The following is a 13,112-nucleotide window of genomic DNA, read 5'->3' as shown; positions in this document are numbered from 1 at the left end:
GAAAATATACATGACAAATCATATCTATATTTACAATGAAAAATGACAAATCCTGCTCATTATTACTAGCAGGATTTGTACACTATTATTTATATTAATATCAATGTATCTTCTTTTTCAAAAATTATTACATCTTCATCTAATTCGTCATTGAATTCTTTAAACTCCCTTGAATCAATATCGGTAGTATAATTTTTAATTAATTTAGCCATATGCATTACATGCGTATTATGAATATTTTGTTCTGAGAGCAAGGTTGATTTACAGCACATGTAATGTATCATTTTGGCGATTTCTTCTCTCTCTTCAGATTTTACACCAAGCGGGATAACTTCGAGTATGTACTGATGTACTATCTCATTACAATCTAATTCGTATGCAGCCGTGCTATAGTAAATTCCCATTTGATCTACAAATAATCTCGTTTCATTCATAACATGTTCTTGGTCTCTAACAATATAGTTCGGTACATCTGAGTTAGTATTAATTCTAATTATGTTTATATCCTCTTTTAAATTTGAGATTATTTCAGGTGAAACCCCAATATTAACGCTTTTATTTTGTAATTCCTCTATCCAATATTTCCTCATATTGGCATCTACAATAAAATAAACTTCTTTATTTTGTTTATGTGCATCTTGTGAAATTTCAACTAATGTTTCTGACATAAATTGTTTAAAACTGACTCCTATATCATTCCTTTTTGATGGTTGTGGTAAAAACACTTTATTATTACCTATATTTAATAAAGTATGATCAATTGTGCCCCATTCTTCTTGACCATATAATTTATATAATATTTCTCTCCCATTTATTTTTGAAAAAATAGGTAAGAAATCATATTTAGACATTTTCTCAATTGATAAATTTACAATTATCCCCGGTAATTTTATCTTATTCCAACTACACTTTAAGAACCCCTTTTGTTCTAACAAACTAAGAATGGCATTAATAATTTCTTTTTTAGATACACTTTGTCCGATAAATAAATTAATAAATGCTGAAATACGTTCCGTTTGAGCGAATCCTTCCCGAATAATTTGCTTTGGATTAATTTTTTCGCGACCATCACAATTTTTCATTGCAATTAATGCTAATTTCATTTCATTTTGCTCACCTGCCGTAGCATGTACAGCTTTTACGACATCGTCTACTAGTTTCTTTTTGTTTTTATGACTATATTGCATTCTATATGGATTTTGTAACAATTTCCCAATGTTATATCTTACTATTTTTAACAACACCGGATTGTCTGCATTTAATACATAGGAGGAATCTCCGTTTTGAGCTAAAACTATTTTGCTATCTAATAACGCTTGTTCTATCTCTATTACTATATCATCTGACCATACTTCTAAGGTAATTGTGTCTAATCCCTTTGGTGCAAATAAAGGTAATAACTCATTCTCATTATTAGTTAATACTTTTTTACCCTCTGGAAGTAATGTGAAGTATGGGAATATTCGTTGGAATTCATTAAAAAGTTCCTCTTTTTCTCTTACTTTTATACCAAATTTTATTTTTGTTCCTTGAACTTTATATATATTTTCGTTATATGGAAGAAGTACTCTTACATTAGTTCCTCTAATATACTCTTTCGGACATTGGAGAATGCGCTCTAATTTAACTTCTCCCCCTATCCTATAATCATCTTTTAAATTTCTAAAACGTTTAATCCACTTTATTCCTTTTTCAGCTTGTTGCACTTTTAACTTTATAAACCTTTGCTGTTTCTTATTTAATTCAAATTCAGGAGTTGAAATCAGTATTTGGCTCCGCTTTCGCCCTAAAAGTATAGAAATATCTTTATGATTATATTGTTGATAAAACCGCCTAATCCCTACAGATACTTTTAATAGCGGAATATTCTCACCTCCACGAGTTACGTATTCAAACCGATATACATAAGCGAAATAATCATGTGTTTCTTCATCTTTAATTGGCTCAGACATCGCTTCAGAAATATGTTGTGATCGCAGTGGCGAAAAATATATTTCTTCCTCATTTTTATTTTCCATACGTAAAGGCTGTTCGCAAAAGATATGAGTAATTAGAGCCGGTACCCATTTAGAAAACGTTTTTTTATCATGTAATACTGGTAAATTACTAATTAAATCATGCTGCCATTCTAAATGTGGTGGATCTATTAATTTATTCGGTTTCCAATCACGAATAACCTCATACCAGCTTTGGAAAATATAGTCTAACTGTTCTTGTCTCATTGGTTCCTTAGCCACAATCCAAGGTGTATCTTCCTTTAATATATATGGATTATGCTGAATGAATAATATATCAGAAAACATTTCATACAATCTTTCATTTACAAGTTTTAATTTGCTCGTTAATAAAAATGTTCTATAATGTATCTCTACAATCTCAAGCCATTCAATAGGAAAATAAATATACGATACTTTCTCATTATAGAGGGGTTCTACTATATTTTTAAATGCTAATAACTGTAATTTTTCCATATTATTAATACTTCCTCTCTTAATTTATATTGATCATGAATAATACTAGAAAAGATACCAATTTTTTAAGCATTAACGAATCAAATTTTAACCAAGCACATTAAAGGAAATAGCTAAATTACATTTAGTTATATAAATAAAACATTATTAAAATCAAATTAATATAAAATACCTATTAACATATAACTACCTCCTTATGGGACTTTATATTATAAAATCATTATAATGAATTATTATATTTTTTATCTATGATTTACAAAAAAATTACAGAAACTAAATATAATAAAAGGTATCGCCTCTTTATATAGCGATACCTTTTATATACTCTTAATTAAATAACACCTTTAACTTCTTCATTCATCGGCCATTTTTCTACTGTATATGCCATTTCCCAAAACGAATATTCATATTGACTACTAAAAATAAAATGTTGTCTCATACGATTACGGTCTGCCTCTGTTACCTTTTCAGCGATCATATCTAATCGTGTGATTTGCTCTTCTACTAGAGTACGGAACCAATCAGACCCATATGCAGAAATCCATTCTTGATAAATTGGCTCTTCTGGTTGACATTCTTTTAATCGTTCACCGATTTCATAATATAACCAATAACAAGGTAAAATAGCCGCAATAATATCTCCTAAATGCCCTTCATAAGCTGCACGATACATATGAGATGTATATGCATATGCAGTTGGCGCAGGAATGAAATTATCTTTTTCTTCTTTTGTAATCCCTAATTTTTTTGCGAAATTCTCATGTAATGATAACTCAGCTTCATACGTATTTTGTGCATGGTGTGCCATACGAGCTGTCGTTTCTAATTCAAGAGCCTTTGCAGCACCTAACGTTTGTACTCTAGCAAAATGACTCAAATAATAAGAATCTTGAAGCACATAATATCGAAAACTAGCTAAATCTAATGTTCCTTCGCCTAGTTTTTTTACAAAAGGATGGCTAAAACTTGCTTCCCAAATTGAATCTACTTCTTTACGTAATGATTGTGAAAAAGTCATTTAAATCCCTCCAAATAATGTAAAAAATATACGTATTTATCCACAATTATTAAAGCTGTAAAATAAAAAAAACTTTCTTTACAGGCGTAAAGAAAGTGAAATTGACAGTATATATTCGTTAAATAGCAACGTCTTTCCCACTTCCCTACGCTGGCATTAACCAGATCAGGTACTAAGAGTCTCAAAATTTCATCTGATCTCAGCCTATAAAAGGCCCCCCTAGTGGATAAATATTTAGTTGTCGTATTGTAATTATCATAGCATAATTCATGGAACTGTCAAAAGAATTAATTATATAACTACCTTAAAAACCTTCTTCTTTCCTTACTTTTAATGAAGTTTCAATTATCATATCTAATAGTTTGCTATAATTAATTCCCGCTGCTTCCGCACTTTTTGGTAGTAAACTTGATTGTGTCATCCCTGGTAATGTATTAACTTCCATTACATATGGAATTCCTTCCTTCACCATCATATCAACCCTTGCATAAACACTACATTTTAATGCTTTATAACAAGCCAGTGACGCTTTATTTACACGTTCCTTTATTTCAGCTGGAAGTTCAATAACTTCTTCAACTGTACTAGTATCATCATATTTTGCATTATAGTCAAAGAACACAGCAGCATGTCGAATCGAAATGATAGGTAACTGTTGCCCATCAAAAATTGAACATGTAATCTCGTCACCTTTTATATACTTCTCAATTACTACTTCAGAATCCCATTCGAATACAGTTTCCAGCATAGAGATTAATTCATTTTTATCATAGACAATCTTAACTCCAACACTTGAGCCGCCAGAGTTTGGTTTTACCACTAACGGAAATCCTAATTTATCTAACTCCTCAAACTTTAGATCCTCCATTTTTGTAAGTTCAATCCAATCTGGTGTTTCTACTCCTTCATAACGCAAAATCTTTTTCGAAATATTTTTGTCCATACATATACCGCTAGATAACATATTGCTACCGCTATAAGGAATACCTAAACTCTCTAGCGTCCCTTGAACTGTACCATCTTCTCCGTACTTTCCGTGTAATGCTAGCAATGCAAAATCAATGTCTTTCGCTTTTTCAATTAAATCCATTTTTTCATTTAACGTAATTGGAACGATTTCATATTTACTCTTATCTAAATGTGCAATCATTTCATTCCCAGTCATAATTGATACTTGTTTTTCAGAGGATACTCCTCCCATAATAACGCCAATTCTCATTTTCTCAACTCCAAGTTTCATTTTTTAAAGTTTCACCAATTATTTGAATCCCTCTAACAATTTCCTGTTCTTTCAAACGTGAAAATCCTAATCGGAATGTGTTCGCTCCTCCTCCATCAGAGTAAAAAACATCACCAGGAGAAAAGGTAACTCCTTTCTCATAACACTTTTGTAAAAGTGTGCGGGCTTGAATTTTTTCTTCCAACTCTATAAACAAATGAAGTCCACCGTCTCCAGTCATTCTTTTAAACGGAATGTACTGATTACACGCCCCAACAGCTAACTCATATTTTTTCTTATAAACAGATCTTGCTTTTTTTAAATATTTTTCAAAATATCCTTCATGTAAATATTGAAACAGAACAGCTTGATCTAACGTAGATGTGTGAATGGTTCTGGCTCTTTTAACACTTTCTAAATAATGTATCAGTTCTTTATCTGCAATGATCCAACCTACACGTAAACCAGGGAAAAGTACCTTTGAAAAGCTACTAATATAAATCACATTATTACCAGCCCCTGCAAAAGTTAATAATGGCGATAAATGTGAACCCGAATAACGTAATTCTTCATTAAACCCATCCTCTATAATAGGGATCTTGTATTTTGAAAATAACCTCATCAATTCCGTTCTTTTCTCCGAACTCGTAACAATACCAGTTGGATTATGATAAGAAGGGATTAAATACGCGAAATCAAAATCCTTTTCACGCAAACTTTTTTCTACTTCATTCGTATCAATACCATCATCATTCATATCAATTCCATGAACTTCAAGTCCATGTAAACGAAAAAGCTTCAATGCAGCATGGTGAGTTGGGTTCTCACAAATAACACGCCCTGATTTCTTCGATAAAGAAGATAACACAATATCTAATCCTTCTGTAAATCCATTTGTAATTAGAATATCTTTGTTCGAAATATCTACACCTTTCATTTCCATGTAATGAAGTAAATAATTCATTAACGGTCTATAACCTTTGGCATATCCGTAGTTCAATACGATATCCCCTTCAATGGACATACGAGTAAGAAAAGCTCTTTTGAAATTTTCAACATCAAATAGCTTTTCGTCCGGAGCTATACTATTAAAAACAATCATTCCTTTTTCCCAGCGAACTCCATGCTTCATTAAGTCTAATTCATCCGCTAATGTGGTAACTGTATTAAGTTTATTTTTCCAATCTATTTCAACAGACGAGGTGTTACTTATATCCACCTTCGCAACGAAATTTCCTTTTCCTTTAACTGCATAAATGAGTCCTTCTTGTTCTAAATCCGCATATGCAGAGAGTACTGTATTTCTGCTCACTGATAATAATTCACTCAGTTCCCTTGTTGATGGGATTTTTTGGTCCCCCAACAAATGCCCTTTCATAATCATCTTTTTTAAATAATCCTTTAATTGAATATAAACGGGACGATCTTTTACAACTTTAAAATCTTTAAACAATTTCTTACCCCCTGCAATTATTTTTGCATATTTATTTCATTCTCAAAAGGTCCACTACATATGTATTTTTTATTAATAGCGGTACGGTTATAAAGCCTATAAATCATTTCGATATAAATTGATTACATCTTTTAAAGCAGCAGCTGCAGCTCCGCGTGGATTAGAAGCTCCACCAATTGTAGTGACTTGTCCCATTGTATCTGTAAAGAACGTAATTCCTTTTTCCGTGCCATTTATATTTGCTAACGGATGTTCTTTCTCTAAATTACAAGGTTGTACACTAAGGTTTACTTTTCCATTATCATCTTTATATGCTGATGCAATTAATTTAATTGATTTATTTTGTTCCTTTGCATTTTGAATTTGTTGCGTTGTAACGTGCTCTATTCCGTTTATTTTTATATCTTTGAGTGAATAATCGTTTCCCATTAAACTATTCGTCAAAAGTAATAATTTACAAGCGCTATCCATCCCGCTTATATCTAATAACGGGTTAGTCTCCGCAATTCCTTTATTTTGTGCTTCTTGCAATGCTTCTTCAAACGTCTTATATTCTTCATGCATCTTTGTAAGGATATAATTTGTTGTCCCGTTCAATATTCCTTCTATTTTTTCAATATGGCAACCTGCTAAACTTAGTTGTCCTATGTCTAATGTCGGTAACGCAGCGGCAGTTGCACCGCTATATCGAATGCGTGAGCCTGAAATACGTGCTGCTGTATTCAGTTCACTCCAAGCTGTAACAAGTGCACCTTTTGAAATAGCTACTATATCCATTTGTTTTTCAATAGCTTGTTTCATATACTGTTTCCCTGGATTTCCATTTTTAAGATTTGTAGCAGTTGATTCAACCAATACAGTACCATTTATATTAATCGTTCCGCGTTCCTCTGGATAATGTTCGATATATTTTTCAATTGCAGCAGAACCATCACCATACGTCAATAAATCATTAATCTGCAAACCTTTCCCGTTATGTATTGCAATATTTCTTCCTATCACTCCACTAACAACTAAGTCAATTCCATATGTTTCATTTATATATAAATATTTTTCATTTAATAATTTTATAAACTCTCTTCCTACTGTCCCGTATCCTGATAATACAATTTGAATTTTCATAATATCCCCCCATATCTTTATACCAAATCCCTCTTTCAATATAATATAAAGCGCCCTCGAATTCCATCGAGAGCGCTTTATATTATCTATTTCGGTAGACGTGATAATTTTCCAACAATTGTTCTATAAAACTCTTGAATGTTAGAAAAACCTAACGTGTCTGAAACACTAAGCCCTACCATATCAAGATGGTCCCAATTTGCTTTCATTTCAATATGATTCCATTTTCCAATTTGTAAAGACTCATTATTATTTACAAAAGTATTAGACGCAGGCGCAATCATAGAATTTGTATTTACTACACCATCGTTTTGCCACCAAGAAGTATCTATTAATGGTCGGTTTTCTTCATATCTTGCATAAGAGCCTAAGAAGAATGCATTCCCCATTAGCACTTTATTCATTGTTATATGCGGTAGATGCAAACCTGTTATAGGTGCTGCTTGCGATGCATGTCCACTATAGGATAAGTAATATACATCCGATTGCGTCTTTACCCAATTATTTAACTCCTTTGCTCCATCAGTACTTAAATCCCATTGACTAATATCTTTTGTATTCTCCCAAATTGAACTATTTAAAATACGATCAGTATATTGGAAAAAGGACTCTCCAGCATATTTTTTCATACCCCATTGATCCAATTTAAAATCATATAATGATAAATTATTGTTTCCTCCTAAACTCGCAGCTGTAATGAGAAAATCTTTAACGAATGGCAATAGAAGACTCCCGTCTGCAAGTGTTGTCCCATTATGAGGAGTTGCTAAAGTTGTAACACTATGAACATACGATTTACCGCCTTCAAATAGTGGTGATATCTTTGCGTTCGGATGATTTTTCACATGATTTTTTTCTTCATAACTGCCTTCTTTTAATAACTGCACTAATGTTCTTGTCGTTTGTCCACCCATGCTATGCCCAACTAAATGAACTTTATTTGTTTCACTCCAATTCGGTGCAAATCCACTATAAGTTCTACCAAAACGATTATGTCCATGTTTCTCAGCATGCGCCGCGCCGTAGTCTACTGTTCCACCGTTAATTTGCGCGTATAATTCACATGCACGGTCCCAGTTACTAGAAACTGGCCCAACAGCTGCAGTATGTACTGTATAACCATTTCTTTTTAAATCTTCTTGTATATCATGAACACCACCCCAATATTTTACCCCTAGCATTTCCTCTCTACCCCATCCAGCAAATCCATTCACTAAAATGATAGGATAATTATTTTGTTGTCTCTCTTCAGCGTATGTTGTTTTCGCTGCGAATGAACAAACAGTCACTAATGTAAAAAAACATACTTTTAAAAATAACTTCCCCATACTTTCTCCCCCTAATTAAACGCTTTCATTTTTCTGTGAAAAAGATTGACACAATCAGTTTTTAACTTAAACATAATGTAAAGTATTTTATATACGTTGTATATATAGACAACATACACAAATGTTGATAAATATTAATTCAAGTAAACATTTACTTTTCACAATACAACTTTTAAATCTGATTATTTGAATTTATAATTGAATATAGTTTCCTCATGTCAAATGGATTTAATAATCATAAGAAAACTTATTTCATTACTTGAAAAGGAGGAAAAAGCATGCAAATTGAATCAAACATTCATACATTATCTCAACCTACTAAAATAACTCCATCTATTCTTGAGCATAATACTATCTCTTCTACTAAACTTGAAGGTAAGAAAGCGGATGATCCTATCAAGTTCGATATTCGTTCCTCTGAAAAAGAAATGAAACAGCCTGAGCATAAATTTAACGAATTAGATTTATGGAAGATGTTAAAGGATAAAGGTGTTCCTTTATGGATCATCCTTGAAATGCTACAAAAGTCTCGTAAAGAAAAAGAAGCTCAAAATAATTCAGTTCAAAATTCAAATACGATTGAAGAAACGAGTGAGGCCCGATTAGATGAAGTAATGTAAAGCATAATATTTGATTGGTCTATAAACTAAAAAGAGTTCAAGATTGATAAAGTTTTTATCAACCTTGAACTCTTTTTTAAGATTTTTCTCCAATCGTTACAAATTGAAAAGATACTTCTCCTTCCAAACCTTTAATTAGCCTTGTTACTTTGACATTTTCATTAACCAATGTATTATCTGTCGACATTTTAGGTTTTTCATCTCCTAAAGATTTTTTCAGATGAAGAAGGTGCATTTTCGTTTCATTTACCTTTATTTCTTTATACACACTATTTTGTGCTACAATCACATACCATTGCGTTGGATATTTACGAGTGTTACCTATCCAAGCGTCACTATCGTATGAAACTGGAATCTCTTTTCCTTCTAATTCAATACTTTTCATATTCTTTTCGTCTTCATGTGTAAACAACAGCGAACCTTCTTTTGGGAATTTCGGTAACGTATCTATAATATAATTGGAGCCATTATCTCGTTTACGAAAAACTTTTTCTTTAATCAATGCTTGTGCTGTAGATTCATTTAAAATTAATACCTGTCCATTTCCAACTTTACCTTTTTTCACAGAAAACACTTCATTTTCTTTCGTAATTTCTTGATAACGATTAATAATTGGTGGAATTTTATTTTCATCTCCAATGATTAATAAACCGTTTGCAGGAAATGGATTTTCCTTTTTAGAGCATGCACTAAAACTTATTAAAAGTAGTATCGTTAACATAAAAATAGTTAAAGTTCTTTTCATCGCGTTTCCTTTCATCATACAGTTCATTTTTTCCACATACTTTAATGTAGTCTTACAAGCTAATAAACTCTATTGCTCCATAACTTTATAAAGCTTTTGTAGGTAACGCCAACGAGTTATAAAGAAATATAAAACTTGTATACATATAAATGAAATTAAAATAACGATCGAGCTATTTAAAATAGAAAAATCGACTAATTGTTGCAGTGCCGTATACGCAACTACAGTATGAATCACTGCAATGATAATCGGTAAGAAGAACATTAATACTAACTGTCTCGTTACAATTTTTTTTAATTCTCGTTTACTTAATCCCATTTTCGAAATCATTTTATATTGCTGTTGATCGCGATCCAAATCAGTATATAATCGGAAATAAATAAAACTAGCAGCAAATGTAAAGAAAACGATTCCGACTAAAATACTTGCCATAAGTAATAAACCATTCTTTTGTTTTGCCTCCAACAAGTTTAATGTTAAAGCTTCAAAGTAGAAATCTCTGTCCCTAAGATCTTTATCGAATACATTCTTTAATTGATTTGAAATCTCTTTCGTTTTTATCCAATCATCTACAACAAATCCGTAAGTACGATGTTGAATATTTTCATCTTTTGGATTACTTGTATGAGGAATTTCATCATACACATGATCTTGAACAGCAATATAAATACTACTAGGATCATGTGGTAAAACTAAATTTCCCACAGTTTTTTTCACACGAAATGTCTTTGTCCAATCTCCTTGAATGACTTCAATATTTTTTTTATAGTCACCATTTTTAAATTCTTGTTTTTGTGACACCCTCCCAGGGATTAGTAAAATTTCATCTTCTTTTTCAATCGTTTCTTGTTGGTACCCGAGTGCTCTCGTAAGTTCGTTATATTCACTTAATTTCAATACATTTACGTTACTTTCTGTAAATTTATTTGAAGATGAAGCCATTCGGTACGGAATATTTGCATCCTCAAGATGTTTTTTTATAATAGAGAGATGTTTATCTACCAATTTGTTGTTTTCAGAGCTTTCATACAGAAATGTATATGGGTTTGTCATCCATACTAAATTCCTATTACCAAGAGCAGCTGTTGTACCGATTGCTGTAAATGCAACTGCTGAAATAATAGATACAATGAAAAACATCGTTGCGTTATCTTTCATACGGTAAATTAATTCTGAAAATGTTAATATATTTGTTCGCTTTAAAAAGAATGATTCATTTCTTTTAGCAAGATACAATATATACACGCTACACTGTGTATATAAAAAGTACGTTCCTATAATAACTAGAAGTACACCCATTCCGAGCGTAATAAAATTAGTACTTGGGATAAAGCGAAATACTGAAATATATCCATAGCCTACACTAATTAAAGAAAGTAGTGATAATAGAATTGAAGCTTTCGGTTCAGGCTTTGGCTTTTCCTCTGCTTGAATAAGTTCCACAAGTTCCGTTACTTTTATCATTTTAAAAGTAACAAGCGAAACAATTAAAAATAATAAAAGAAATGTGATGAATGTTAATAATACCGCCTGCACTGGTATATAAAAAGGTAAACCATTACTAATCATTAATACACTTGCGCTTATCAATAACACTAGTTTAGAAAATATGAGTCCGATGAAAATCCCTATACAAATTGACCCAAGTCCAATTAACATATTTTCAATTAATAATAATTTCTTAAGCTGCCTCATTGACATTCCTTGCATCATTAAAATGCCAAATTCTTTCTTACGTGTTTTTAAAAATGAACTTACTGAATATAAAATAAAGAAAAATGAAAATACAAAAATCAAGCCTTGCGAAATTGTAAATCCTAATGTTCCAAATGCACTTATTGTTGTACTCGTCGATTTTAATTCCCCTTGTAAATCAGAATGAAATAATAAAAGGGCATACGTAAAGAAAATCATAATAGAAAATGCACAACTTAAAAAATGGGCAGCGTATGTACGCTTATTACGAAAAATATTATTAAATGCGAACTGACGAAAAGTCATGCCTTTTCCCTCCTAACAAAGAAAGGACATCCATAATCTTTTGATAAAAGGCTTGCCTGCTGTCACCGCAATAAATTTCGTTATATAATTGACCATCTTTAATAAAGATAACTCTGCTGCAAAAACTCGCTGCATACGGATCATGTGTAACTAACATCATCGTAGCTTTTTCTTCTTTATTTAAAGTATCTAGCATCTCCATTACATCATTTGAAGATTTAGAGTCTAAATTCCCTGTTGGTTCATCTGCAAGTAATAATTGTGGCTTATGAACAATTGCACGAGCAATTGCTGTTCTTTGAGCTTGCCCCCCTGAAATTTCAAAAGTTCTTTTACTCAATATATCTGTAATATTTAATTTCTCTGCAATTTCTTCAACTCGTTTGTTCATTTCTTGTACAGAAACACCATCTAATGTCATCGGCAATACGATATTTTCCTTTACTGTAAGTGTGCTAAGTAAATTAAATGATTGAAAAACAAATCCTAATTGTTTCCTACGGAATAAAGCCAAATTATCTGATGTCAACTGGAAAGGATTTGTACCATTTATTAATATTTCTCCCGATGTTGGAGAGTCGATAGTAGATACCATATTTAATAACGTTGTTTTCCCGCTCCCTGATGGCCCCATAATCCCTATAAATTCACCTTCTTGAATTGATAAATCAATATCTACCAATGCTTTAAAAGGCATTTTCCCTTTATATACTTTACTAATACTTTTTGCATGTAAAATTTCCATTTATATTCTCCCTTCATTTCCACTGCTCACTATAAAGTGTAAATGAATTGTCTTATAGCACATATTGATTCATCTTTCATTTATCTTACACGCTTGTAAGATTTCTAAAAAAACTGATAACAAACCTGTTTTCAAACTATAATTAACGATTATTCATCTTATAATATCTATATAGTAGTATAAAATACAATACTACTTATTTCTGGTTGCCAGGACACCTTGTAAGCCTATTAAATATATAAATAAAAGTGGGTTTAAGAAACGATTATCATCATTAAAAGTTGCTGTATTCCTTGTATTCTTTATTAGCAACATAAAATATATTATAAAGAATAACTATAGAACTTCAAAACGATAAATCATAACTTATAATTCATAAGTATAATCCAA

General features: G+C 31.5%; 10 protein-coding genes and 1 riboswitch. Of the genes, 1 reads left to right on the top strand and 9 read right to left on the bottom strand.

Translation table 11 applies throughout. The annotated features are described in order from the left end of the window. Positions 1 to 89: 89 nt before the first annotated feature. The 6 genes from ABH959_RS11600 to ABH959_RS11575 form a co-directional block, all read right to left on the bottom strand. On the bottom strand, positions 90 to 2,471 hold the full coding sequence (locus ABH959_RS11600) for a pPIWI_RE module domain-containing protein (RefSeq protein ID WP_113936353.1): 2,382 nt from the start codon (positions 2,469 to 2,471) through the stop codon (positions 90 to 92). A gap of 331 nt (positions 2,472 to 2,802) precedes the next feature. Next, positions 2,803 to 3,489, bottom strand: a complete 687-nt coding sequence (tenA, locus tag ABH959_RS11595) for a thiaminase II (RefSeq protein ID WP_113936352.1) — start codon at positions 3,487 to 3,489, stop codon at positions 2,803 to 2,805. A gap of 125 nt (positions 3,490 to 3,614) precedes the next feature. Further along, positions 3,615 to 3,720, bottom strand: a riboswitch (TPP riboswitch). Positions 3,721 to 3,793: 73 nt separating this feature from the next. Further along, positions 3,794 to 4,708 (bottom strand): D-alanine--D-alanine ligase, encoded by a 915-nt coding sequence (gene ddlB / locus ABH959_RS11590; protein WP_404492614.1) that lies wholly within the window; start codon positions 4,706 to 4,708, stop codon positions 3,794 to 3,796. A 4-nt stretch (positions 4,709 to 4,712) separates the two neighbouring features. Continuing rightward, a complete protein-coding gene (gene pdxR, locus ABH959_RS11585) occupies positions 4,713 to 6,161 on the bottom strand; it encodes a MocR-like pyridoxine biosynthesis transcription factor PdxR (protein WP_002085207.1) in 1,449 nt (482 codons plus the stop codon). A 96-nt stretch (positions 6,162 to 6,257) separates the two neighbouring features. Further along, positions 6,258 to 7,283, bottom strand: a complete 1,026-nt coding sequence (locus ABH959_RS11580) for a homoserine dehydrogenase (protein WP_098168297.1) — start codon at positions 7,281 to 7,283, stop codon at positions 6,258 to 6,260. Between the two features lie 86 nt (positions 7,284 to 7,369). Then, positions 7,370 to 8,611, bottom strand: coding sequence for an esterase/lipase family protein (locus ABH959_RS11575; protein ID WP_113936351.1), 1,242 nt, complete (start codon positions 8,609 to 8,611; stop codon positions 7,370 to 7,372). Positions 8,612 to 8,889: 278 nt separating this feature from the next. Here ABH959_RS11575 and ABH959_RS11570 point away from each other — a divergent pair, with 278 nt between their 5' ends. Then, positions 8,890 to 9,231 carry a DUF3914 domain-containing protein gene (locus ABH959_RS11570; protein ID WP_113936350.1) on the top strand — a complete coding sequence of 114 codons (342 nt, stop codon included), beginning with the start codon at positions 8,890 to 8,892 and terminating at the stop codon, positions 9,229 to 9,231. A gap of 76 nt (positions 9,232 to 9,307) precedes the next feature. Here the strand turns inward: ABH959_RS11570 and ABH959_RS11565 are convergent, their stop codons facing one another. Genes ABH959_RS11565 through ABH959_RS11555 form a run of 3 tightly spaced genes read right to left on the bottom strand, consistent with a single transcriptional unit; the run spans position 9,308 to position 12,722 of the window. Beyond that, a complete protein-coding gene (locus tag ABH959_RS11565; RefSeq protein WP_113936550.1) occupies positions 9,308 to 9,991 on the bottom strand; it encodes a lipoprotein BA_5634 family protein in 684 nt (227 codons plus the stop codon). A 54-nt stretch (positions 9,992 to 10,045) separates the two neighbouring features. Further along, positions 10,046 to 11,977, bottom strand: coding sequence for an FtsX-like permease family protein (locus tag ABH959_RS11560; protein ID WP_404492613.1), 1,932 nt, complete (start codon positions 11,975 to 11,977; stop codon positions 10,046 to 10,048). Next, positions 11,952 to 12,722, bottom strand: coding sequence for an ABC transporter ATP-binding protein (locus ABH959_RS11555; protein WP_113936348.1), 771 nt, complete (start codon positions 12,720 to 12,722; stop codon positions 11,952 to 11,954). The genes ABH959_RS11560 and ABH959_RS11555 overlap by 26 nt, the downstream gene beginning before the upstream one ends. Positions 12,723 to 13,112 lie beyond the last annotated feature (390 nt).

It is taken from the genome of Bacillus sp. RC51, from assembly GCF_044908115.1.
Classification (GTDB): domain Bacteria; phylum Bacillota; class Bacilli; order Bacillales; family Bacillaceae_G; genus Bacillus_A; species Bacillus_A mycoides.
Note: the sequence above shows the minus strand (reverse complement) of the source record. Positions and strands in the feature narration are given on the sequence as shown.

Bases quoted from the DNA above. Each gene is read 5' to 3' on its own strand.
- ABH959_RS11600 (WP_113936353.1), bottom strand. From the start codon at position 2,471: ATGGAAAAATTACAGTTATTAGCATTTAAAAATATAGTAGAACCCCTC.
- tenA (WP_113936352.1), bottom strand. From the start codon at position 3,489: ATGACTTTTTCACAATCATTACGTAAAGAAGTAGATTCAATTTGGGAA.
- ddlB (WP_404492614.1), bottom strand. From the start codon at position 4,708: ATGAGAATTGGCGTTATTATGGGAGGAGTATCCTCTGAAAAACAAGTA.
- ABH959_RS11580 (WP_098168297.1), bottom strand. From the start codon at position 7,283: ATGAAAATTCAAATTGTATTATCAGGATACGGGACAGTAGGAAGAGAG.
- ABH959_RS11575 (WP_113936351.1), bottom strand. From the start codon at position 8,611: ATGGGGAAGTTATTTTTAAAAGTATGTTTTTTTACATTAGTGACTGTT.
- ABH959_RS11570 (WP_113936350.1), top strand. From the start codon at position 8,890: ATGCAAATTGAATCAAACATTCATACATTATCTCAACCTACTAAAATA.
- ABH959_RS11565 (WP_113936550.1), bottom strand. From the start codon at position 9,991: ATGAAAGGAAACGCGATGAAAAGAACTTTAACTATTTTTATGTTAACG.
- ABH959_RS11560 (WP_404492613.1), bottom strand. From the start codon at position 11,977: ATGACTTTTCGTCAGTTCGCATTTAATAATATTTTTCGTAATAAGCGT.
- ABH959_RS11555 (WP_113936348.1), bottom strand. From the start codon at position 12,722: ATGGAAATTTTACATGCAAAAAGTATTAGTAAAGTATATAAAGGGAAA.